Here is a 22,673-nt window from a genome sequence, read left to right as displayed (position 1 = left end):
TGTATTTGCCCGGTTGGTGTGATATACTGCTATATTGATATGATAGCATTCCGGGGGCGTGTACCCCCGTGAGAAATGAGGGATTGTATATGAAAATCGTAGTGTTGGCCGGCGGCCTCAGCACCGAGCGGCAGGTATCTCTGACCAGCGGCACCGGCGTGTGCCGCGCCCTGCGGGAGCGGGGCCACCAGGCCATCCTGGTGGATATGTTCCTGGGGCTGGAGGATTACAACGGCAGCCTGGCGGATATCTTCGACGCGCCGGACGGCCTGTGCGGCGACAACCGGGTCCACTCCACCGAGCCGGACCTGGAGGCCGTGCGCCGCAGTCGCCGGGATCAGGGCCCTTCCATGCTGGGCAAGGACGTTCTGACGGTGTGCGCCATGGCAGACCTGGTGTTCCTGGCCCTGCACGGCGCCTGCGGCGAGGACGGACGGATTCAGGCCACCCTGGACCTGCTGGGCGTGCCCTATACCGGCAGCGGCTATCTGGGCAGCGGCATGGCCATGGACAAATCCGTCACCAAGCGCATCATGGACGCCGCCGGTGTACCCACCGCCCCCTGGCACGACGTGCGCTATACCCGGGAGGACATTCCCCGTCTGGCCCGGGAGCTGCCGGTGCCCTGCGCCGTGAAGATCATCAACGGCGGCAGCTCCATCGGCGTGGAGCTGCCGGACACCCGGGAGGAGCTGGCCCAGACCCTGGAGCGGATGCTGGCCTACGGAAACCACGTCATCGTGGAGAAGAAGATCAAGGGCCGGGAGATCCAGGTGGCCGTTCTGGGCGACACCTATCTCCCCGCCGTGGAGATCATCCCCCGGGGGGCCTATTTCGACTATTTCTGCAAGTATCAGAAGGACGGCGCCCAGGAGATCTGCCCCGCCCCCATCACCCAGGAGCAGTGGCGCACCGTGGGCGAGCTGGCCCTGCGCCTGCACCGGGCCCTGGACCTGGGCGTCTATTCCCGGGCGGACTTCATTCTGGATGAGGAGGGGAACTTCTGGTGCCTGGAGATCAACACCCTGCCCGGCATGACCCCCACCAGCCTGGTGCCCCAGGAGGCGGCCCAGGTGGGCCTGAGCTACGGCGACCTGTGCCAGCGCATTGTAGACGAGTCCCTGGCCCTGCGCAAGGGAGGCCGGGCATGAGGCCCCTGCCGGCGGCGGACATCTGCCGTGCCGTAGGCGGGACCTTCCTTCAGACCGGCGGCGGCACCGTCACCGGCATCACCAGCGACAGCCGCCAGATCGCCTCCGGCGACCTGTTCATCCCCCTGGTGGGAGCCCGGTTCGACGGGCATGACTACATCGACACGGCCCTGTCCTCCGGAGCGGTCGGCTGCCTGTGCAGCCGGCAGCCGGAGACCCTGCTGCCCGGCAAGTTTTATATTCAGGTCCAGGATACCACGCTGGCTCTGGGCGCTCTGGCAGCCTGGTACCGGGGGCTGTATGACATCCCCGTGGTACAGGTCACCGGCTCCGCCGGAAAGACCACCACCAAGGAGATGATCGCCTCGGTGCTATCCCGGCATTTCCGGGCCCTGAAAACCCAGGCCAATCTCAACAACCACATCGGCACGCCCCAGACCCTGCTGCGGCTGGAGCCCTGCCATCAGGCGGCGGTTATCGAAACGGGCATGGACCACTTCGGCCAGATCCGCTATATGGGCAGCTTAGTGCAGCCCACCATCGCCGTGATCACCAACGTCGGCGACGCCCACATTGAAAACCTGGGCGGCACCCGTCAGGGGACCCTGCGGGCCAAGTGCGAGATTTTCGACCACCTGCGCCCCGGCGGCCTGGCAGTGCTGTGCGGCGACGATGCATTGCTCAACGGCCTGGACCTGCCCTTTGAGACCCTCCGCTGCGGCAGGAGCGAACACTGCAATGTCCGGGTCACGGACATCGTCCGCCGGGGCATCGACGGCCTGGACTGCACCGTCACCACCCCCCGCCGCAGCTACCGGCTGTCCATCCCCTCCCCCGGGGACTACATGATCTACTCCGCCTCCATGGCCGTGGCCATCGGCGAATATCTGGGCCTGTCGGAGCAGGAGATCGTCGAGGGCGTGGCCGGGTATGTGTCCACCGGCTCCCGTATGCGGCGCATCCGCCTGCCGGAGGACCGGCTCATCATCGACGACTGCTACAACGCCAATCCCCAGGCCATGGAAGCGGCGCTGGAAATCCTGGCGGACACCGCCTGCCGCCGCCGGGTGGCGGTGCTGGGCGACATGGGGGAGCTGGGCCCCATCAGCCGGGACGCCCACCTGCAGGTGGGCCGCACCACCGCCCGGCTGGGGCTGGACGCGGTGATCGCCATCGGCCCCAAGGCCGCCGCCATCGCCCAGACTGCCGGTCCCCGGGCGCAGCATTTCGCCGCCATTGAGGAGGCCCTTCCGGCCCTGCGCCGGGAATTCACCCCCGGCACCGCCGTGCTGGTGAAGGCGTCCCACGCCATGGAATTCGGCAAAATTGTCAGTGAATTGGAAAAAATGTAACGAATCGGCCATATGATAGATATCAGCGTAACCGACCTGGTCAAGTCCTTTGACCTGGAAAAGAAAATACTGGACGGTGTGTCCTTCCAGATCGACACCGGTGAGCGAGTGGGCCTGCTGGGCAAAAACGGCGCGGGGAAATCCACGCTGTTCAACATCCTCACCGGGGAGCTGGACTATGACTCCGGCCAGGTGCTCATTGCACCGGGCCGCCGGGTGGGCCTGATCTCCCAGATCCCGGTGTATCCCGCGGGATACACCGTGGAGGACGTTCTGCGCTCCGCCTTTCAGCGCACCACCGCCCTGAAGGAGGAGATGGACCGCCTGACCCGGCAGATGGAGCAGGGGGACAGCGATCCCCAGACCCTGCGGCGCTACGGCGAGCTCACCGCCCGGTTCGAGGGCCTGGGCGGCTATGACACCGACACCGCCGTCAACAAGGTCTCCAACGGCCTGTCCATCGACGGCGATATGCGGCGGAGACTGTTCGACCAGCTGTCCGGCGGGGAGAAAACCCGGGTGAACCTGGGCCGTCTGATCCTGGAGGACACGGACATCCTCCTGCTGGACGAGCCCACCAACCATCTGGACCTGCAGGCCACCGAGTGGCTGGAGGACTATATCCGCTCCTTCCGGGGCACCGTGGTCACCATCTCCCACGACCGCTATTTCCTGGACCGCACCGTCACCCGCATCATTGAAATTCTGGACGGCAAGGCGGAGTTTTACAGCGGGAACTACAGCTTTTATGCCATTGAAAAGGAGCGCCGCTATCAGGAGCGCATGAAGCAGTATCTGAAGGAGCAGGCCAAGATCCAACAGCTGGAGAAGGCGGCGGAGCAGATGCACCTGTGGGCCTTTATGGGCAACGACGCCCTGCACAAGCGGGCCTTTTCCATGGAAAAGCGCATTGAGCGCATGCGCACCGTGTCCAAGCCCACCCGGGCCAAGAAGATGGACGCCCGCTTCGCCAGCCGGGAGTTCCGGGGCGACGAAGTACTGCAGCTGAAGGGCGTGTCCAAGTCCTTCGGTGACCGCACCCTGTTTTCCGACGTGTACCTGCGGGTGGAGGGCGGCGAGCGCATCGCCTTTCTGGGAGAAAACGGCGCAGGGAAAACCACCCTGCTGAACATGATCACCGGGGCCGAGCCCGTGGACAGCGGCATCATCCGCATGGGGCCCGCCATCCGGGCGGCCTATCTGCCTCAGATCATCCACTTTGAGCACCCGGAGCGCTCCTTGCTTGACACCATGCTCTATGAAAAGAAGGGCATGACGCCCCAGACCGCCCGCAACCGCCTGGCGGCCTATCAGTTCCAGGGGGAGGACGTGTTCAAAAGCGTGTCGGTCCTCTCCGGCGGCGAGCTCAGCCGCCTGCGGCTGTGCATGCTCATGGACGAGGAGATCAACTTCCTGATCCTGGACGAGCCCACCAACCACCTGGATATCGCCTCCCGGGAGTGGATCGAGGAGGCGGTGGAGGCCTTCGACGGCACCCTGCTGTTCGTGTCCCACGACCGGTATTTCATCAACCGCTTCGCCACACGGGTCTGGGAGCTGGCGGAGGGTACCATCAACGACTATCCCATGGGCTTTGCCCAGTACCGGGCTGCCAAGGCGGAGGAGAAAAAGCCCGCCCCCGCCCCGGTCCAGAAGAAAAAGCAGGACACCCGGCCCCCTCGGGCCGGACGGGAAAAGCAGGCCGCCCGCCGCCAGCTGACCATCTGCGAAACCGGCATCTCCAAGCTGGAGGAGCGCTGCCGCCAGCTGGACGCCGAAATGGAACAGAACGCCTGCGACGTGGAAAAGCTCCAGGAGCTGTATCGGGAAAAGCAGAATGTGGAGGCTCAGCTGGAGCAAGAGATGGCCCGCTGGGAGGAGCTGTCTCTGCAATTGGAGGAATAATCAGGAGGACCATTATGCGTGATATTTTGTGTATGTACTACTCCCGCACCGGCGCCACCCGCCAGGCCATGACGGAGATCGCCCAGGCCCTGGATGCGGAGCTGGTGGAGCTTACCGACGGTGTGGACCGCCAGGGCGCCCGGGGCTATCTCCGCTCCGGCATGGACGCCATGCGCCGGGCCACCCTGCCGCTGGCCCCCTATGAAACGGAGCGCCCCCTGTCCGAATACCGGCTGGTGATCCTGGGCACCCCCGTGTGGGCGGGCCGCTGCGCCTCCCCGGTCCGGGCGCTGCTGAAGCGCCGGGGTCTGGAGCTGGAAAGGGTAGCCTATGTGCTGACCCGGAAAAGCTCCCGGAAGTATGAGGAGATTTATGAGCAGATGGACCAGTACACCGCCCGGCCCCACCTGCTGGAGGTATCCCTGCGGCCGGGAGCCGTGGGATATGAGTTCTGGCGGGACAAGCTGGTGGGCGAGGTGCGCCGCTATCTGGACGCCCAGTAAGGAGTCCGTATGCTGGAGAAATTACAAGCCATCGCCCGGCGGCTGGACCAGGTGGAGCGCCAGCTGTCCGACCCGGCGATATACGCCGACCGGGAGATGCTCACCCGCCTGAGCCGGGAGCAGAAGGAGCTGACCCCCATTGCAGCCGCCTTCCGGGCCTGGCAGCAGGCGGAAGACGACTGTGCCCAGGCCCAGGAGCTGCTGACGGACCCCGAGATGCGGGAGCTGGCCCAGGAGGAGCTGCGCCGGGCACGCCAGGAGCGGGACCGCCTGTCGGAGGAGCTCAAGCGCCTGCTGCTGCCCCGGGACCCCAACGACGACCGGAACGTCATCCTGGAGGTCCGGGCCGGCATCGGCGGCGAGGAGGGGGCCCTGTTTGCGGCGGACCTGCTGCGGATGTACGCCCTGTATGCCGAGCGCCGGGGCTGGAACATGGAACTGGTGTATGAAAACACCACGGAGCTGGGCGGCGTCAAGGAGGCCAGCGCCACCATCGAGGGACAGGGGGCCTGGTCCCGCCTGAAATTCGAGGCCGGGACCCACCGGGTCCAGCGGGTGCCGGAAACCGAGTCCTCCGGCCGCATCCAGACCTCCGCCGCCACCGTGGCCGTGATGCCTGAGGCGGAGGAGGTGGAGTTCACCATCGACCCCAAGGACCTGCAGATCGACACCTTCCGCTCCTCCGGCGCAGGCGGGCAGCACGTCAACAAGACCGAGTCTGCCATCCGCATCACCCACCTGCCCACCGGCACGGTGGTGGAGTGCCAGGACGAGCGCAGCCAGTATAAAAACAAGGACCGGGCCATGAAAATCCTGCGCTCCAAGCTCTACGAGGCCCAACAGGAGAAGCAGAACGCCGCCATTGCCGCCCAGCGGAAAAGCCAGGTGGGCACCGGCGACCGGTCCGGCAAGATCCGCACCTATAACTTCCCCCAGAACCGGGTCACCGACCACCGGCTTACCGGGGACGTGAAAAATTTCAACATTGCCGCCGTTATCAACGGCGACCTGGACCCCCTTGTGGATGCGCTGACCCTGGCCGACCAGGCCAGGCGCCTGCAGGAGGGCGCAGAGAAAGGAGAATGAACCATGGAAGCTCCCATCAAAACCCGTTATGACAAGGCCGGTCCCCAGGTGGCCGAGGCCCTGCGCCGCCGCCGGTTTGAGGCCCACTATGTCTCCACCGCCCAGGAGGCCCTGGAGCTGGCCTTGACCCTGATCCCCAAGGACCGCACCGTGTCCTGGGGCGGCACCGCCACCGCCGCCCAGATCGGCCTGATGGACCGCCTGCACCAGGGGGACTATCAGCTCATCGACCGGGACACCGGCAAGACCCCCGAAGAAAAGCAGGCCCTGATGCGCCAGGCCCTGACCTGCGGCACCTTCATCATGAGCAGCAACGCCATCTCCGCCGACGGCCAGCTGGTGAACATTGACGGCAACGCCAACCGGGTGGCCGCCCTGTGCTTTGGGCCAGAAAGCGTCCTGGTCATCGCCGGGATGAACAAGGTCATGGGCGATCTGGACAGCGCCATTGCCCGGGCCCGCCAGGTGGCGGCCCCCGCCAACGCCCAGCGCTTCGATATCAAGACCCCCTGCGCCGTCACCGGCAGCTGCGGCGACTGCACCAGTTCCGACTGCATCTGCTGCCAGATGGTCATCACCCGGGCCTGTCGTCCCGCCGGCCGCATCAAGGTCATTCTGGTGGGCGAGGATCTGGGCTTTTAAGGCAAAAGAGGGATCCACTTGAACACCATTGTTTTTCACCCGGAATCGGACCCGGCCGCCATACAGGAGGCCGCGGCCATTCTGCGCCGGGGGGGCCTGGTAGGCATCCCAACGGAAACCGTATACGGCCTGGGGGCCGACGCCCTGAACGAGGACGCCGTGGTCCGGACCTTCCTGGCCAAGGGGCGGCCCCAGGACAATCCCCTGATCATCCATGTGCCGGACGCCTCCTGGCTGGAGCAATACTGCCGGGACGTGCCGCCGGAGGCCTATCGCCTGGCGGAGCGGTTCTGGCCTGGCCCCCTGACCATGATCCTGCCCCGGCGGGATATCGTTCCCCTGCAAACCACCGGCGGCCTGGAGACGGTGGGCGTCCGCTGCCCGGACCACCCGGTGACCCTGGCCATCATCCGGGCCGCCGGGGTGCCCATTGCCGCCCCCAGCGGCAACACCTCCGGCCGTCCCAGTCCCACCACCGCCGCCCACATGATCGAGGACATGGACGGCAAAATCGACGGCATCGTGGACGGCGGCCCCTGCACCGTGGGGGTGGAGTCCACCATCATCGACCTGACGGTGACGCCGCCCCGGCTGCTGCGGCCCGGCGGTCTGCCTCTGGAGGCCCTGGAGGAGGTGCTGGGGGAGGTATCCGTGGACAAGGCCGTCACCGGCCTGCTGGCCGCCGGAGAGCATCCCAGGGCCCCGGGGATGAAATACCGGCACTATGCCCCCCACGCGCCGGTCACTGTGGCTACCGGCACGCCGGACCGCAGCGCCCGCCGCATCCTGGGCCTGCTGTCGGACCAGGCGGGGGTCATCTGCTTCGACGAGTATGCCCCGCTGTATGCCGGGCACATCATCCATCGTCTGGGTCCGGCGGCGGACAAATCCGCCCAGGCCCGGCACGTTTTCGACGCCCTGCGCACCTTCGACGGCACGGACGTCACGGAAATTTTCGCCCAGTGCCCCGATGACGGGGGCCTGGGTCTGGCGGTGGCCAACCGCCTGAAAAAGGCGGCAGGCTTCCACCTGGTGGACGCCGACCGGCCCATTCTCATCGGCCTCACCGGCGGCACCGGCGCGGGAAAAACCAGCGCTCTGGCGGCCCTGGAGGACCTGGGCGGCACGGTGCTGGACTGCGACGCCGTGTATCACGAGATGCTCCGCACAGACCCCGCCCTGCGGGGGGCCATCGAAGGGGCCTTCGGCCCGGTGTTCGGCCCCGACGGGACCCTGGACCGGCAGAAGCTGGGGAACATCGTGTTCTCCGACCCCGCCGCCCTGGGGCGGCTCAACGCCATCGTGTACGAATACCTGCCGCCGGAGCTGATGCGCCGGGCGGCGGGACAGTCCCTGGTGGGGCTGGACGCCATCAACCTGGTGGAAAGCGGCCTGGACCGGCTGTGCGCCTGCACCGTGGCGGTGCTGGCTCCGGCGGAGGACCGGGTCCGCCGCATCATGGCCCGGGACGGCATCAGCCGGGACTATGCCCGGCTGCGGATCTCCGCCCAGCCGTCCGACGGCTTTTACCGGGAGCACTGCTCCCATATCCTGGAAAACACCTGCGCCGGTCCGGCGCAGTTCCGGGATCAGGCACGGATTTTCTTCCGGAAAATACTCCGGGAAATCGAACATATTTGAGGAGGAATCAGAACCATGACAGACGAAATGAAGGCCAAGCGCGAAAAGCTGTTCTCCAGCCCCAAAAACGGCTATGACCTGGTGGACCAGGCAGCCCTGGAGGCCATGGAGGCCTATTGCGAGACCTACAAGCAGTACCTGGACAACGGTAAGACCGAGCGGGAGTGCACCGACTACACCATCCAGCTGGCCCAGGCCCAGGGCTATGTCCCCTATCAGCGGGGCATGAGCCTGAAGCCCGGCGACAAGGTGTACCGCGTGAACCGGGGCAAGAGCGTGATGCTGGCCAAGATCGGCCGCCAGGACCTGTCCCACGGCGCGCAGATCGTGGCCTGCCACATTGACTCCCCCCGTCTGGACTTCAAGCCCCATCCCCTGTATGAGGACAGCGACTTTGCCTATGGCAAGACTCACTATTACGGCGGCATCCGCAAGTATCAGTGGGTGGCCATCCCCCTGGAGCTGCGGGGCGTGGTGGTCCTGCGGGACGGCACCGTGGTGAAGGTGGTCCTGGGCCAGGGCAGCGAGCCCAAGTTCGTCATCACCGACCTGCTGCCCCACCTGGGCGCGGAGCAGGGCAAGAAGCCCCTTAACGAGGCCATTCCCGGCGAAAATCTGAACATTCTCATGGGCAGCCGCCCCCTGGGCCAGGAGGGCGACAGCGACCGCGTGAAGCTGCGGGTCATGGACCTGCTCCACGAGAAGTACGGCATCTGCGAGGATGACTTCACCTCCGCCGAGCTGGAGGTGGTCCCCGCCTTCAACGCCACGGATCTGGGCCTGGACCGCAGCCTCATCGGCGCATACGGCCACGACGACCGGGTGTGCGGCTACGCCGCCCTGAAGGGCCTGTTCGACATCGACGTGCCCGAAAAGACTGCCGTGTGCATGCTGGCCGACAAGGAAGAGGTTGGCTCCATGGGCGTCACCGGTATGCAGTCCGCCTTCTTCGACACCTTCATGGAGGACCTGTGCCAGAGCCAGGGCGTCAGCCTGCGGGTGTGCTATGAAAGCTCCTTCTGCCTGTCCTCCGACGTCACCGCCGCCTATGACCCCAATTTTGCCGAGGTGTATGAGAAGCGCAACGAGTCCCGGGTGAACTATGGTCTGGGCATCTGCAAGTATACCGGTGCCCGGGGTAAGGGCGGCTCCTCCGACGCCGACGCCGAAACCGTGGCCTATGTCCGCCGCGTGCTGGACAACGCCGGTGTGGTGTGGCAGATCGGCGAGATGGGCAAGATCGACGCCGGCGGCGGCGGCACCGTGGCCCAGTATATGGCCAACCGCAACATCACCACCATCGACGCCGGTGTGCCGGTTCTGAGCATGCACTCCCCCTTTGAAACCGTGGGCAAGCTGGATTGCTACATGAACTATCTGGGCTGCATGGCCGTCTATAACGCGTAAAACGCCCCATAAAAAACTGCGCTGCCTTACGGCAGCGCAGTTTTTTAGTGCTAAAAAAGCCTCGCAGAGTTTGCTTCCCGCAGGCGGTAAAGCAAATGGGATCATTTTCGGCCAGGGCGTGTACCTGACCGAAAATACTTCTCAGGCTGCAAGTGTGGAATTGGTTCGCCATCAGCGAACCAATTATGCGCGCAGCAGGCTGCAAGCCTTTTCTCCCAAAAGGACTTTGCCCTTTTGGGACAGTCTCTTACAGAATCAGCAGCAGGCCGATGGCGATGAGGACCTCCTCGTCCGCCTTCTGATAGAACAGGAAAAACAGGATCAGGAGAAGCAGCAGATCCCCGGCGTCCATGTCCCCCAGGTGCAGCTTCGCCAGCAAGCGGTTCAGAAACTGCCGCTCCGGGGCCGGAGGCGGGGGAGGAGCCGGTTCCGGCCCGGGCGGAGGAGGCCCCGGCCTGGGCGGCGGGGGCGGCGGCTGTGTCCGGGGTTCGGGACGGGGCGGCGGGGCCGTCTCCTGCTGGGGCACCCGGTCATATACCCCGTTGTCGTTGCGGATATAGCGGTTATACATGGCTACCCCTCCCAATCCGCCAGCAGCTTTTTCCCCACATGGATCAGCCGCGCCAGCCGGGCCGCCCGCTCGATCTTCCCTTGCTTTTCTTCCTTCAGGAACGGGCGCAGGGCCTGGAGCAGCTGCAAAGCGGCGCTGTTCTCCGTCCCCAGCTCGCCGACCAGGGGCAGCAGCTTCCCCAGGAGCTTCGGGTCCAGTCCGCCCAGGGCCGCCCCCAGGTCAGGCCCCGGCGGCGGGGCAGGGGGCGGCGGGGCCGCCTTCTGCTCCCCCATGGCTCCGGACAGCTGCTGGGCCATCTGCATGACCTGGGCCATGCTGTTGGGATCGGACAGCAGCGCGTTCAGTTTTTCCTCCAGCTCCGACACTGCCGCCCCTCCTCCCTATTTTTGCAGGCTTTCGCCGATCCGCTGCACCAGGGCCGCCCCCTGGGGCGTGCTCATGATGCCCTGAAGCATCCCGCTGATGGCGGAGGCGTCCCCTGCCGCCGCCTGGCGGACGGCCTGCTGCAGGGTGCGGCCCCCGTCGCTGCCGGACAGCAGTCCCAGCAGCATCTGGCCGTCCCGGGACCCCATCACCGCCTGCAGGGCCGCCGGGTCCCGCTTCAGCCGCTCCATCATTTCCTTCTGATCCATAGAAAAACCTCCATCCGTTGCTGCATAGCCCAATATATGTGTCCCTTCCGGAAAACGTGCCTGTCCCGGCCATGACTAAAAATTTCAAAAAAGGGGTTGACAGGGAGGGAGGGGTGTGGTATTATACTTCTTGCCGATATCCGCCGGTGTGGTGGAATGGTAGACACAGGAGACTTAAAATCTCCCGGTAGCAATACCGTACCGGTTCGAGTCCGGTCACCGGCACCAACCGGACCCAATTCAATATCGCGGAGTAGAGCAGTTGGTAGCTCGTCGGGCTCATAACCCGGAGGTCGGAGGTTCAAGTCCTCCCTCCGCAACCACCAAAACAGCCGTTTTCTTGTCGAAAACGGCTGTTTTTTCGGGCCCATGGCAAAATTCCGCCGTTATGGGCGGATATGCGTTGTCATTTGCCTGCGGATAAGTTATAATCATGCCATGGGACGCGAAGCGGGACGCGCTACGGGAGGACGCCTCCTATCTGGTACAGACCAGCGCCATAGATTCCCTGTCCGCATTTCCGGGAGACGATACGCTGGCGGCGGCCATGCGGCTGTCCGCCTCGCGGCACCCGTTGGTGCGGGGGTATGCCTATATCTGCGTGGGAACGGCAGGGCGTTTGTTGGGCGATGAGGAACGCGCAGGCCTGCGAAACCGGCTGTCTGCCATACGGGAAACCGATACATTCGCGAAAATCTGCCTGCTTGAAAGCCTGATCCATCTGGGAGATGAAACGCCGGCGGCCGGGTTGATCCGTATGTTCGGCCGGTGCAATTACCGGAACCAATGTGCCATCCTGAACAGCCTGTCGGACGTGTATCCGGAAATCAGCCGTTCATCACAAGAGAGAATCCGGCGATTCTGCCAGGAGCTTGCAGACCGGGATATGTGTGCGGCTGTCCAGGAGGCGTATGACCGGCTGATTCGTATCAGCAGGCATCGCCTTTAAGCATCACTTTGATCAGGATGGGATAAATTGACAATGTATCATATATGGACGTTAGATAATTGGGAAAAGAACATAGATTTAACAAGAGAAGGCCATAGAAGCGGGCTGAGACTGCGGTTTGATAAAGGCACAGACGACGAGGTGCGGAGGGCCTGTAAGGAGTTCGCCGTATTTTTGAGGAAAGAATACTTCTTTCCGTTAAGAGTTACCGTTTACGTAAAAAATGCTGTTCGCCTCACTGCCATGGATGGAGAAAAAGTGACCGGTACCTTCTGGAGCATAGAGGATGATTATACAGTCGAGCCGTATATACGCATTGCCGCCGGCGACTATGACGACCTGTGCCGGAAATGGGGAAGGGACAACGCTCTGGCGGCGACACTAAGCACCATAGCGCATGAATTGACGCATTATTTTCAATGGATCAATTCCCTGCAGCTGACTCCGATCGGAGAGGAAAGACAGGCCGCCAGATATGCGGGGTATATTCTGGATGAATATGCGGAGACAAGGGAGCATCCATAAGGCGTGGCGTTTCCCCTGCGGAGCCCGTTGACTTTGCACATGACATGCACTATAATTCCAGCTGCAACGAGGAGAGCACGATGGATACAGATATGACTTTTCCCATGGATTCCCAGGCGAAGCCGCAGATCGCGGAGGAGCCCGCAAAAATTTCCCGCGAGCAAATGCTGGCGGAATTTGCTTCCGACTATAAGAGGATGGCAGAATGATCTGGATATCAGCAGAGGATGTCATTCTCATTCACAGCCGTGCCATACAAGGCAGCAGCAGGTGCGCATACTGCAGACGGCTGTTTTTCTGACTTTATTTTCTCCGACAAGCTGAACGGCTGTGCCCCTTCGGGCACAGCCGTTTTTGCGCAAACACGATATTGATGCTTTTCTCCAGCTTTCACGCCGTCAGTCCAGAACGTACACGGTGCAGTCCCGCCGGCCCCAGTCGCAGGCCTCAGAATAGGTCCTGAACCAGAGGTCGATCTTGTTGCCTTTGATGGCCGTGCCGCAGTCGGCGGCGGTGGCCATGCCATAGTGCCAGGAGCCCTTCACCGTCTGGACGTACATCCGGGTGCCGTAGGGGAACACGGACGTATCCACCGCGATGTTGCCCACCGCCGTGGGACGGCCGGAGGCCGTGCGGGTGCCAATGGAGTACGCAGTGGCGCTGCACACCAGGGTCCGGGAGAAGGTCATGGTGTCGCCGGAGGCGAACAGCAGATAGCCGGAGCCGTCCCCGTTGCTGTGTACGGATACCAGCCGGTCGGACCGCTCCACCGAGGACACCCGGGTGCCGTATTCCACGACCTCCTCCACGGCGCCGTCGGTAACGGTGTCCGTCAGTTCCGTGGACACCACGCGGCCCATGCGATAGGTATCGGTGTAGGTGTTGGTGATGGTGCCGGGCACGCCCTGCTGCATCACCCGCTCGGTGCCCTTGGCCAGGGAGTAGTTCACCACCCGGCGGCTGCTGTAGCCCACGGACAGCTGCACCGTCCGCTGGCGGGTCATCTCCGCCCGGAAATAGATGGATGGCTGATCCCCCGTCAGGTCGATGAACACCATCTCATCCTCGGCGGGCTCCATGTGCAGCCGGTGGAGCAGATGGTCCACCGTTTCGCTGCGGGTCTGCACGGTGCGGGTCTCCTCCTCGCCGGTCACGGTGACGTTGTGACCATGCTGCAGCAGCAGCTGGGCCTCCTTGGCGTTGTAGTCCACCCGGGTCTCCAGAATGCCGAAGCTCATGCTCCGGCTGGGACGGCCGGAGATGATCTCCGTTCCGCCGTCTGCGGTAAGCACCACATACACCCGCCGCGGCTGCACCGCGTCGGCCATACTGCTCACCGTCACCATGCCCAGCACGGTCACCGCCACCATGACCAGCAGCAGCACCCGGCGCATCCGCCAGTGCTCCCGCACGGCCACGGCGGAAATGGCCCGCCGGACTCTGTCTTTCATGTCTTTCATATGCCCTCCCAAGAGGTAGATTTCCGGCATGTGTACCGGTTTGTAACTTTTGTTACTTTTTCAAAATATGGTAGGAGTATAGCACTTATACCCACTTTTGTCAAGTTTTATGCCATTTCCCGGATTTCGTTCACCACAAAGCCGCCATTTTTGTTCCATATGACACGCCCGGGTCAGCTGTCAATTGGGAAATTCGGTTACAAAAAGTTACGAATAGAAACAAAATCGAACCGTTGAAAATGGCAGACAAATGTGGTATGCTGAAAGAACTTGTATCATAAAGGAGAACCGCCATGCGTCCTGCATTTATCCCCGTGGGGCAGATCGTCAACGCCCACGGCATCCGGGGGGAGGTCAAGGTGAACCCCCACGGCTTTGACCCGGAGTTTCTCACGGAATTTGACACCATTTATATAGACGGCCAGCCCGTCCGGGTCCGCAGCGCCCGGGTCCACAAGTCCACGGTGCTGATGGCCCTGCCCGGGGTGGATGACATGGACGCCGCCCTGGCCCTGAAGGGCAAAACCGTGTCCATCCGCCGCACCGACGCCCATCTGCCCCAGGGGCAGTATTTCGACCAGGAGCTGGTGGGCCTGCGGGTCATCGACTGCGCCACCGGCGGCGAGGTCGGTGTCATCGACCGGGTCCTGATCTACCCCGCCCACCGGATCTATCAGGTCAAGGGCCAGCGGGAGTATCTCATCCCCGCCGTTCCCGGCGTGTTCATCGAGAGCACGGACCCCGATGCCGGTGAAATGCGGGTGCACCTGATGAAAGGATTGGCCACCGATGAAAATTGACATCATGACCCTGTTCCCCGACGCCATCGACGCCATGATGGGCCAGTCCATCATGGGCCGGGCCCAGGAGCGGGGCTATATCCGGATCACCGCCCACCAGATCCGGGATTACACCACCAACAAGCAGATGCAGGTGGACGACTACCCCTATGGTGGGGGCCGGGGAGCCGTTATGCAGGCGGACCCCCTGTACCGCTGCTGGGACCACATCTGCCAGGAGGCGGGCCAGCGGGTCCACACCATCTACCTCTCCCCCTGCGGCCGGGTATTCAACCAGGAGGTAGCCAAGGAGCTGAAGGCCCGGTATGACCGCCTGATCCTGGTCTGCGGCCACTATGAGGGGGTGGATCAGCGCTTTCTGGACGAGTGCGTGGACGAGGAGATCTCCATGGGAGACTTCGTGCTCACCGGCGGCGAGATTCCCGCCATGGCCGTGGCAGACTGCCTGTGCCGCATGGTGCCGGGCGTTCTGCCGGAGGAAAGCTGCTACACCGACGAGAGCCACTGGAACGGCCTGCTGGAATATCCCCAGTATTCCCGCCCCGAGGTGTGGCACGGCCGGGCCGTGCCGCCGGTGCTGCTGTCCGGCCACCACGGCAACGTGGACGACTGGCGGAAAAAGGAGAGCTACAAGCGCACCATGGTCCGCCGCCCGGATATGTTCGCCCGGTTTGACGAGACCCAGCTGACCACCAAGCACGACCGCAAGGTCCTGCAGCAGGCCAAGGACGAGCTTCGCCAGGAGCAGGAGGACCAGGCATAACGTGCTTGAAAGCCCCACCGCTTTGTGGTATCCTTGTGCTGTATTTTTTGTATAAAGGAGACGATTCCGTGACCAAGCTGCGGGACAAGCGGCTGTTTCTGCTGGATATGGACGGCACCCTCTACATCGGCGACCGCCTGTTTGACGGCGTGCCGGAGTTTCTGCGCCATGTGCGCTCCATGGGCGGCCGTTACCTGTTTCTCACCAACAACTCCTCCCGGGGCGTGGAGGGGTACATCGAAAAGCTCCGCCGCCTGGGCATCGAGTCCGCCCCCGGCGACTATCTCACCTCCGTGGACGCTACCATCCGGTATCTGAAGGCGGCCCTGCCCGGGAAAACCTGCTATGTATTCGGGACGGACTCCTTCCTGTCCCAGCTGGACCGGGCCGGGATCCCCGTCACCCGGGACCGGGAGCAGGCGGAGGTGCTGCTGTGCGGCTTCGACACGGAGCTGACCTTTCAGAAGCTGGAGGACGCCTGCATTCTCCTGAACCGGGGCGTTCCCTTTGTGGCCACCAACCCCGACTGGGTGTGCCCAACCTGGTACGGCTCCGTGCCCGACTGCGGCAGCGTCTGCCGCATGCTCACCACCGCCACCGGCCGGGAGCCGGTGGTCATCGGCAAGCCCAAGCCGGAGATGGCCCTGCTGGCCATGGAGCGCACAGGCTTTTCCCCAGAGCAGACGGTGCTGCTGGGGGACCGGCTGTACACCGACGTGGCCTGCGGCGTCAACGCCGGCATCGACACCGTGTTCGTCCTGTCCGGCGAGGGCACCATGGCGGACATCGACACCTATCAGATCCATCCCACCTGGGTGTATCCCGATATCGGTACTCTGTACCGTGAACTGGAGGAAACCGTATGAAACTCAACTATAAGCGGACTATTTTCGTGGGCTTTGCCTTCTTCCTGATCTGCTCGTTCTGGCAGGCCTATGACAACACCATTCCCCTGATCCTGACCAACAAGTTCGGCATGAGCCAGGCCTGGTCCGGCGTCATCATGGCCCTGGACAATGTGCTGGCCCTGTTCATGCTGCCCCTGTTCGGCGCCATTTCCGACAAGCACCGGGGCAAGCGGGGCCGCCGGACCCCCTTCATCGTGGTGGGTACGCTGGTGGCCGCCGTGATGCTCATCGCCCTGTCCTTCGTGGACAATGCCCAGCTGCGGCATCTGTCCGATGTCTCCGCCATCGACGATCCCGCCGCCCTGGAGCAGATCTATGACCGCCAGGCCGGCGAGACCCTGCTGACCCCCGGCGGCGACAAGTTCGTCCTGAGCCAGAAGTTCACCCAGGAGGAATTCTGCCAGATCCGCAGCCAGGTGGAGCAGAACGGCAGCACCGTCACCAACCCCGACTATACCAACTATGTGGTCCCCGCCCGCCAGGCCTGCGCCTGGGACGCCACCGCCAAAAGTCCGGTAACTCTGGTGTTCTTCATCGTACTGCTGCTGATCGTGCTGGTGTCCATGGCCGTGTTCCGGTCCCCGGCGGTGGCCCTGATGCCGGACGTGACCCTGAAGCCCCTGCGCTCCAAGGCCAACGCCGTCATCAACCTGATGGGCTCCGCCGGCGGCATTCTGGTGCTGGCCCTGGGCATGGTGTTCGCCACCTCCGCCGTCCGCAACTCCCTGATGAGCTACACCGGCTATTTCGCCGTCATCGCCGCCATCATGCTGGTGGCGCTGGTAATCTTCATGCTCACCGTCCGGGAGAAGGAGTGGGCCTATGAGATGCAGCAGCAGGCCGTGGCCCTGGGCATTGAGGAGGAAACTCAGGAGCAGGAGGAGGCCGAAGGCGGCCGCAAGCTGTCCGTGGACGAGGTAAGGTCCCTGATTCTCCTTCTTCTGTCCATCGTCCTGTGGTTCTTCGGCTACAACGCCGTCACCTCCAAGTATTCCGTATATGCCAGCAACATCCTGCACAAGGACTATAACCTGACCCTGATCATCGCCCAGGCGGCGGCCATCGTCTCCTATCTGCCGGTAGGCTTCATCGCCTCCAAGGCAGGCCGGAAAAAGACCATTCTGGCCGGTGTGGTCATGCTGACCACCGCCTTCACCGTGGCCGCCTTCCTCAACGCCGAAAGCCCCACCATGCTCATGAACGCCATGTTCGCCCTGGCCGGTATCGCCTGGGCCACCATCAACGTCAACTCCTTCCCCATGGTGGTGGAAATGTGCTCCGGCGGCGACGTGGGCAAATACACCGGGTTTTACTACACCGCCTCCATGGCCGCCCAGGTGGCCACGCCCATGCTGTCCGGCCTGCTGATGGACCGCTTCGGCATGCACGTGCTGTTCCCCTACGCCGCCGTGTTCACGGCTCTGGCCTTCGTCACCATGCTGTTCGTCCGCCACGGCGACAGCAAGCCCCAGGCCAAGCGGGGCCTGGAGGCCCTGGACGAAATGGAGGACTGACGCCGGATGGTTGCTGTTATCATTCTGCTGGTGCTGCTGATCCTGGGGGAGCTGTTCACCCTGATGCTCCAGTGCCGCCGGGGCCACAGCGCCTGGGGCCTGCTGCGGCTGTTCCGCTACGCCCACCGGGGCTATCACGATAAGCCCCGGATCCCCGAAAACTCCATGGCCGCCTTCCGCCGGGCCATTGAGAACGGCTACGGCGCGGAGCTGGACGTCCACCTGATGAGAGACGGCCGCCTGGCCGTGATCCACGACGCCAGCCTGAAGCGCACCGCCGGGGCCGACGTGCTGGTGGAGGACCTGACGGCGGAGGAGCTGAAAACCTACCGTCTGGAAGGCACCGATGAGCGCATCCCCCTGCTGGAGGAGGTGCTGGAGCTGTTCCAGGACCGCACGCCCCTGATCATCGAGCTGAAGGCCGAGCGGGGCAACCACGCCGCCCTGGCCGAGGCCACCTGCCGCATGCTGGACCGCTACCGGGTCCACTACTGCATCGAGTCCTTTGACCCCCGCTGCCTGATCTGGCTGAAGAAAAACCGCCCGGAGATCGTCCGGGGCCAGCTGTCCGAGCAGTTCCTGCGCCACGGGGAGACCGCCGGTCACGGCAAGGCCACCATGTGGCTGCTGGGAAATCTGTTCTCCAATATTGCCGCCAAGCCCGACTTCATCGCCTACCGGTTCTCCGACCGGGACAACCTGTGTCTGCGCTGGTGCCGGAAATTCTACCATGTCCAGGAGATCAACTGGACCATCCGAACGAAAGAGGAGATGGAAGCCGCCGAGGCCCAGGGGAACCTGGTGATCTTCGAGTGCTTCGATCCGAAGGGATAACGATATGAGAGTCATCACCGGAACCGCCCGGGGCCGCCGCCTGAAGGAGCCCCAGGGCATGGACATCCGTCCCACCACCGACAAGGTCAAGGAGAGCATGTTCTCCATCCTGCAATTCGACATCGAGGGCCGCCGGGTACTGGACCTGTTCGGCGGCACCGGCCAGCTGGGCATCGAAGCCCTGAGCCGGGGCGCGTCGGAGGTGGTTTTTGTGGACAAAAGCGCCGCCGCCCTGAAGCTGATCCGGGAGAACCTGGAGCTGTGCGGACTTTCGGACCGGGCCCGGGTCCGGAACGGCGACTCCCTGGCCTATCTGCGCAGCGGCGAGAAGTTCGACCTGGTGTTCCTGGATCCCCCCTATGACACCGGTCTGCTGGAGCAGGCTCTGCAGGATATCGCAGGGTTTGACATTTGTCGCGAGCATGGTATAATAATGGCGGAAAGTCCGGCAGACGCCGTTTTGCCCCCCTTGGCGGCCCCTTACCGCCTTTATCGGGAGTACCGCTACGGCCGGATCAAGCTGACTGTCTACCACCGCCAGGGAAACGAGGAATAACCCCATGAAAATTGCGATCTACCCCGGCAGCTTCGACCCCATCACCCTGGGGCATATGGATATCATCCGTCGGGCGGCCCAGTGCTTTGACCAGGTGTATGTCTGCGTGCTGGTCAACTGCGACAAAAAGCCCATGTTCTCCGCCGACGAGCGGGTGGACATGATCCGCCGCTCCGTGGCGGACCTGCCCAATGTGACGGCGGAGCACTACAGCGGCCTGCTGGCCGCCTATGCCCGGGAAAAGGGGGCCTGCGTCCTGGTGAAGGGCCTGCGCAACGCCACGGATTTCGACCAGGAGTATCAGATGGCCAGCATCAACCGGGGCATCTGCCCGGGGCTGGAAACGGTTTTCCTTCCGGCCAGTCCCGCCTATCAGCATTTCAGCAGCACCATGGTCCGGGAAATGATCCGCTACGGACAGCCTATGGAACAATATGTGCCGGCCCCGGTGGCCGAGCAGTGGAAAGGACGGTCATAAATGGAAGACAAAAATGTGCAGAAGCTTCTGGACATGCTGTTCGGCATGATCGACGAGGCCAAGGGCGCCACCTTCAGCTCCGAAAAATGCGTCATCAACCGCGATGAGGCGCTGGACCTGCTGGACGAGATCCGCAACAAGCTGCCCGGCGAGCTCACCAAGGCTCAGGAGCTGATGAAGTCCAAGGAGCAGTATGTGGACAAGGCCAATCACGAGGTCCGCCGCATGCTGGACCAGGCCCAGGATGAGGCCAAGCGCCTTCGGGAGCAGGCCCAGGCCGAGGCCAAGCGCATGCTGGAAAAGGCCCAGGAGGACGCCAAGACCATCGTCTCCGAAAGCGAGACCATCCAGCGGGCCCAGCGCCGCAGCAGCGAGATCATCCGCCAGGCCGAGGACCGCAGCCGCCAGCTGTACCAGGTGGCCAACACCTACACCGAGGACGCCCTGCGCCGGACGGAGGAAGCTATTCAGGCCGCCCTGGACGAGGTGCGGGAGTCCCGCGTCCGCTATCGCAGCGCCTCCGCCGAACAGATGCAGGCCTGCCAGGAGAAGCTCAAGGCCGACCCCGTCAAGCCCTCCTCCGAGGAGTGAAAAATTTCCCTGTTCATTTTTGTGCTTTTCGCTGAAATTTACTGGTTATTCTGCCAAAAGCCCGCATGCTGGTGTCTTGTCAGCCTCCGGGATGCGGGTTTTTGGCGGCAAAATAGAACAGCCGTTTGAAAAAGTGCAGGAACTCCCTGGAAAAACCCATAATTCCGAGATTTTGAGCGAAAAAGCGGGTTAAAATACCCCTTGAAAAATTTTATATAGCGTTATATAATAAAGACACATATCTGATGGTGTCTTTTTTTTGATTTCGATGTGGGACAAAATGGTGGCAAAACCCATGATTGTGTGGCGATGTCCCACGGTTTTCCCACAAAACAGCGCCGAGGGGAGGGGGAGCAGGCATGAACGGTCAATATGCGCACAACATTGACGCCAAGGGCCGTCTGTTTATCCCCACCAAGCTCCGGGACGAGCTGGGCGGCACCCTCCACGTCACCATTGGCCAGGATCACTGCCTGTCCGTCTATTCCGACGAGGGCTGGGCCCGGTTCAACGAAAGTCTGAAAGGCAAGAGCTTCACCGAGATCAAGCGCCTGCGGATGATGTACGCCTATATGACCGACTGTGTCCCCGATGCCCAGGGCCGCATTCTCCTGCCCGCCAAGCTGCGGCAGTATGCCAACCTGGAAAAAGAGGTGGTCATCATCGGCATCTTCGACCGGGCCGAGATCTGGAACGCCGCTCTTTGGCAAAAAATGGAGGACGAGGCCTTCAGCTCCGGTGAGCTGGAGAAGGCAATGGAAGAAATGGGGATGTGAGCCATGGCATTTGACAGAAACGAAGCCGCCGATGTGGCCTTCGGCCACCGCCCCGTTCTGCTGGACGAGTGCATGGAGGGCCTGGCCATCCGCCCCGGCGGCATATACCTGGACGGCACCCTGGGCCGGGCGGGCCACTCCTGGGAGATCGTCCGCCGCCTGAACGCCGGCGGCCGCCTGATCGGCCTGGACCGGGACGAAACCGCCCTGGAGGCCGCCCGTCAGCGGCTGGCCCCCTACGCCGATCGTGTCACCCTGGTCCACAGCAACTTCAGCCGGGTGGCGGAGGTGCTGGATGAGCTGGGGATTCCGGCGGTGGACGGCATGCTCTTTGACCTGGGGGTGTCCTCCCCGCAGCTGGACGACGCCCAGCGGGGCTTCTCCTATATGCACGACGCCCCCCTGGACATGCGCATGGACCGCACCGCCGGCCTTACCGCCCGCACCGTGGTCAACGAATGGTCCTATGAGGAGCTGCGGCGGATCCTGTATGAATACGGCGAGGAGCGCTACGCCCCCGCCATTGCCCGGCGCATTGTCGCCGCCCGGGAGGAAGCTCCCATCGAAACCACCGGCCAGCTGGTGGACCTGATCAAAAGCGCCATGCCGCCCCAGGCCCTGCGGGAAAAGCAGCACCCGGCCAAGCGGAGCTTCCAGGCCCTGCGCATCGCCGTCAACGGCGAGCTGGAGGAGCTCACCGCCATGCTGCGGGGCGCGGCCAGCCGTCTGGCCCCCGGCGGACGCCTGGCGGTGATCACCTTCCACTCGCTGGAGGACCGCATCGTCAAAAAAACCATGCAGGAGCTGGCCACCGGCTGCACCTGTCCCCCCAATTTCCCGGTCTGCGTCTGCGGCAAAAAGCCCACGGTGCGCCTGGTGAACCGCAAGCCCATCGTCTGCGGCCCCGCAGAGCTGACCTATAACCCCCGCGCCCGCAGCGCCAAGCTGCGTGTGGCGGAAAAGCTGTAAATTTTCCTGTTTTCGGAAACGATTTCAACATACGAAAGGAGCTGCCCGACCATGGCGGAGAATACGAGAAGGATGAACAACGAGCCGGTTTTCGGCAGCCTTGCCTATGATCTGAATACCCTGAACTGGGGCGAGTTCGACGGCAATGCCGTCCGCCAACCCCAGGAACAGCCCCAGGAGCCTCTGCGCCGTCCGGAGCGCCGGGAGCGTCCCCGGCAGGAGCCCCGCCGCCGTCCGGCAGCCCGTCCCCGGGAGCATGCCTCTCCGGTTATGCTGGCCGGTGTGGCCGTGCTGCTGATGATGGCCGTGGTGCTGATGATGGGCTATATCCGCCTGATGCAGGCCAGCCACGACGTCACCGTCAAGCAGGCCCAGCTGCAGCAGGCCCAGGAGGACAACGTGGCCCTGGGCGTGGCATACGAAAAGGCCTTTGACCAGTCCGCCGTCAAGGCGGCGGCCCAGGCCGCGGGCATGACCAAGCCCACCACCGACCAGATTGAGTACATCGAGCTGGGCGGGGCGGACATGGCCGAGATCTGTCGTCCCGAGTCCACGGGGCCCCTGGCCCAGGCCTGGAACTGGGTAAAGAACGGCGTGGACGCAGTGGTGGAATATTTCCGCTGAGCGCCGCCATATAGTTAAGACGCGCAAGGAGTGAGA

Annotated in this window: 26 protein-coding genes and 2 tRNA genes; 24 read left to right on the top strand and 4 right to left on the bottom strand. The window is 63.4% G+C overall.

Annotated elements, in window-relative coordinates:
- Positions 1 to 89: 89 nt before the first annotated feature.
- Genes LKD37_RS05195 through LKD37_RS05160 form a run of 8 tightly spaced genes read left to right on the top strand, consistent with a single transcriptional unit; the run spans position 90 to position 9,687 of the window.
- The gene (locus LKD37_RS05195; RefSeq protein WP_302928216.1) at positions 90 to 1,151 is read left to right on the top strand and encodes a D-alanine--D-alanine ligase family protein; all 1,062 of its coding nucleotides are present in this window, start codon (positions 90 to 92) and stop codon (positions 1,149 to 1,151) included.
- Entirely contained in the window at positions 1,148 to 2,503 is a 1,356-nt protein-coding gene (locus tag LKD37_RS05190) for a UDP-N-acetylmuramoyl-tripeptide--D-alanyl-D-alanine ligase (protein WP_302928215.1), read from the top strand. Before LKD37_RS05195 ends, LKD37_RS05190 begins: the two co-directional genes overlap by 4 nt.
- Before the next feature lie 12 nt (positions 2,504 to 2,515).
- Positions 2,516 to 4,408, top strand: a complete 1,893-nt coding sequence (locus LKD37_RS05185; protein WP_302928214.1) for an ABC-F family ATP-binding cassette domain-containing protein — start codon at positions 2,516 to 2,518, stop codon at positions 4,406 to 4,408.
- Between the two features lie 14 nt (positions 4,409 to 4,422).
- Positions 4,423 to 4,911: a flavodoxin family protein gene (locus LKD37_RS05180; protein ID WP_302928213.1), complete on the top strand. Its 489-nt coding sequence runs from the start codon at positions 4,423 to 4,425 to the stop codon at positions 4,909 to 4,911.
- A 9-nt stretch (positions 4,912 to 4,920) separates the two neighbouring features.
- A complete protein-coding gene (gene prfA / locus LKD37_RS05175; RefSeq protein ID WP_302928212.1) occupies positions 4,921 to 5,997 on the top strand; it encodes a peptide chain release factor 1 in 1,077 nt (358 codons plus the stop codon).
- Positions 5,998 to 6,000: 3 nt separating this feature from the next.
- Positions 6,001 to 6,639: a lactate utilization protein gene (locus LKD37_RS05170; RefSeq protein WP_302928211.1), complete on the top strand. Its 639-nt coding sequence runs from the start codon at positions 6,001 to 6,003 to the stop codon at positions 6,637 to 6,639.
- A gap of 18 nt (positions 6,640 to 6,657) precedes the next feature.
- The gene (locus LKD37_RS05165; protein WP_302928210.1) at positions 6,658 to 8,280 is read left to right on the top strand and encodes an L-threonylcarbamoyladenylate synthase; all 1,623 of its coding nucleotides are present in this window, start codon (positions 6,658 to 6,660) and stop codon (positions 8,278 to 8,280) included.
- Between the two features lie 15 nt (positions 8,281 to 8,295).
- Positions 8,296 to 9,687: an aminopeptidase gene (locus LKD37_RS05160; RefSeq protein ID WP_302928209.1), complete on the top strand. Its 1,392-nt coding sequence runs from the start codon at positions 8,296 to 8,298 to the stop codon at positions 9,685 to 9,687.
- Positions 9,688 to 9,934: 247 nt separating this feature from the next.
- On the opposite strand, the gene LKD37_RS05155 is transcribed toward LKD37_RS05160, so the two are convergent.
- The 3 genes from LKD37_RS05155 to LKD37_RS05145 are packed head-to-tail and all read right to left on the bottom strand — an operon-like array spanning position 9,935 to position 10,890.
- Positions 9,935 to 10,258, bottom strand: coding sequence for a hypothetical protein (locus LKD37_RS05155; RefSeq protein ID WP_302928208.1), 324 nt, complete (start codon positions 10,256 to 10,258; stop codon positions 9,935 to 9,937).
- A gap of 2 nt (positions 10,259 to 10,260) precedes the next feature.
- Complete coding sequence (locus LKD37_RS05150) at positions 10,261 to 10,623, bottom strand: hypothetical protein (protein ID WP_302928207.1); 363 nt, start codon at positions 10,621 to 10,623, stop codon at positions 10,261 to 10,263.
- Between the two features lie 15 nt (positions 10,624 to 10,638).
- Positions 10,639 to 10,890, bottom strand: a complete 252-nt coding sequence (locus tag LKD37_RS05145) for a hypothetical protein (protein ID WP_302928206.1) — start codon at positions 10,888 to 10,890, stop codon at positions 10,639 to 10,641.
- A gap of 142 nt (positions 10,891 to 11,032) precedes the next feature.
- On the opposite strand from LKD37_RS05145, the gene LKD37_RS05140 reads away from it, so the two are divergent.
- The 5 genes from LKD37_RS05140 (at position 11,033) to LKD37_RS05120 (ending at position 12,573) form a co-directional block, all read left to right on the top strand.
- Positions 11,033 to 11,118: transfer RNA gene (locus tag LKD37_RS05140), tRNA-Leu, on the top strand.
- Positions 11,119 to 11,137: 19 nt separating this feature from the next.
- Positions 11,138 to 11,213, top strand: a tRNA-Met gene (locus LKD37_RS05135).
- Positions 11,214 to 11,323: 110 nt separating this feature from the next.
- Entirely contained in the window at positions 11,324 to 11,839 is a 516-nt protein-coding gene (locus LKD37_RS05130) for a hypothetical protein (RefSeq protein WP_302928205.1), read from the top strand.
- A 27-nt stretch (positions 11,840 to 11,866) separates the two neighbouring features.
- Entirely contained in the window at positions 11,867 to 12,364 is a 498-nt protein-coding gene (locus LKD37_RS05125) for a hypothetical protein (protein WP_349048749.1), read from the top strand.
- A gap of 44 nt (positions 12,365 to 12,408) precedes the next feature.
- On the top strand, positions 12,409 to 12,573 hold the full coding sequence (locus LKD37_RS05120; RefSeq protein WP_302928204.1) for a hypothetical protein: 165 nt from the start codon (positions 12,409 to 12,411) through the stop codon (positions 12,571 to 12,573).
- A 189-nt stretch (positions 12,574 to 12,762) separates the two neighbouring features.
- On the opposite strand, the gene LKD37_RS05115 is transcribed toward LKD37_RS05120, so the two are convergent.
- On the bottom strand, positions 12,763 to 13,824 hold the full coding sequence (locus tag LKD37_RS05115; RefSeq protein ID WP_302928203.1) for a G5 and 3D domain-containing protein: 1,062 nt from the start codon (positions 13,822 to 13,824) through the stop codon (positions 12,763 to 12,765).
- A gap of 293 nt (positions 13,825 to 14,117) precedes the next feature.
- Between LKD37_RS05115 and rimM the strand changes: the two genes are divergently transcribed.
- The 11 genes from rimM (at position 14,118) to LKD37_RS05060 (ending at position 22,637) form a co-directional block, all read left to right on the top strand.
- Positions 14,118 to 14,624, top strand: a complete 507-nt coding sequence (gene rimM, locus LKD37_RS05110) for a ribosome maturation factor RimM (protein WP_302928202.1) — start codon at positions 14,118 to 14,120, stop codon at positions 14,622 to 14,624.
- Positions 14,614 to 15,387 (top strand): tRNA (guanosine(37)-N1)-methyltransferase TrmD, encoded by a 774-nt coding sequence (gene trmD / locus LKD37_RS05105; protein WP_302928201.1) that lies wholly within the window; start codon positions 14,614 to 14,616, stop codon positions 15,385 to 15,387. The genes rimM and trmD overlap by 11 nt, the downstream gene beginning before the upstream one ends.
- Before the next feature lie 68 nt (positions 15,388 to 15,455).
- On the top strand, positions 15,456 to 16,253 hold the full coding sequence (locus LKD37_RS05100) for an HAD-IIA family hydrolase (protein WP_302928200.1): 798 nt from the start codon (positions 15,456 to 15,458) through the stop codon (positions 16,251 to 16,253).
- A complete protein-coding gene (locus LKD37_RS05095; RefSeq protein ID WP_302928199.1) occupies positions 16,250 to 17,809 on the top strand; it encodes an MFS transporter in 1,560 nt (519 codons plus the stop codon). The genes LKD37_RS05100 and LKD37_RS05095 overlap by 4 nt, the downstream gene beginning before the upstream one ends.
- A gap of 6 nt (positions 17,810 to 17,815) precedes the next feature.
- Positions 17,816 to 18,643, top strand: a complete 828-nt coding sequence (locus LKD37_RS05090; protein ID WP_302928198.1) for a glycerophosphodiester phosphodiesterase family protein — start codon at positions 17,816 to 17,818, stop codon at positions 18,641 to 18,643.
- Positions 18,644 to 18,647: 4 nt separating this feature from the next.
- The gene (gene rsmD / locus LKD37_RS05085) at positions 18,648 to 19,199 is read left to right on the top strand and encodes a 16S rRNA (guanine(966)-N(2))-methyltransferase RsmD (RefSeq protein ID WP_302928197.1); all 552 of its coding nucleotides are present in this window, start codon (positions 18,648 to 18,650) and stop codon (positions 19,197 to 19,199) included.
- Positions 19,200 to 19,203: 4 nt separating this feature from the next.
- A complete protein-coding gene (coaD, locus tag LKD37_RS05080; protein WP_302928196.1) occupies positions 19,204 to 19,677 on the top strand; it encodes a pantetheine-phosphate adenylyltransferase in 474 nt (157 codons plus the stop codon).
- Positions 19,678 to 20,268 carry a hypothetical protein gene (locus tag LKD37_RS05075; RefSeq protein ID WP_302928195.1) on the top strand — a complete coding sequence of 197 codons (591 nt, stop codon included), beginning with the start codon at positions 19,678 to 19,680 and terminating at the stop codon, positions 20,266 to 20,268. It abuts the gene before it with no gap.
- Positions 20,269 to 20,627: 359 nt separating this feature from the next.
- Positions 20,628 to 21,044, top strand: coding sequence for a division/cell wall cluster transcriptional repressor MraZ (mraZ, locus tag LKD37_RS05070; RefSeq protein WP_302928194.1), 417 nt, complete (start codon positions 20,628 to 20,630; stop codon positions 21,042 to 21,044).
- A 3-nt stretch (positions 21,045 to 21,047) separates the two neighbouring features.
- On the top strand, positions 21,048 to 22,013 hold the full coding sequence (rsmH, locus tag LKD37_RS05065; RefSeq protein WP_302928193.1) for a 16S rRNA (cytosine(1402)-N(4))-methyltransferase RsmH: 966 nt from the start codon (positions 21,048 to 21,050) through the stop codon (positions 22,011 to 22,013).
- A gap of 51 nt (positions 22,014 to 22,064) precedes the next feature.
- Complete coding sequence (locus tag LKD37_RS05060; protein WP_302928192.1) at positions 22,065 to 22,637, top strand: hypothetical protein; 573 nt, start codon at positions 22,065 to 22,067, stop codon at positions 22,635 to 22,637.
- The last annotated feature ends 36 nt before the right edge of the window (positions 22,638 to 22,673 follow it).

The sequence above is a fragment of the Brotocaccenecus cirricatena genome (genome assembly GCF_020687045.1).
Lineage (GTDB): Bacteria > Bacillota > Clostridia > Oscillospirales > Oscillospiraceae > Vescimonas > Vescimonas cirricatena.
This window is presented reverse-complemented; position numbering and strand designations above follow the sequence as displayed.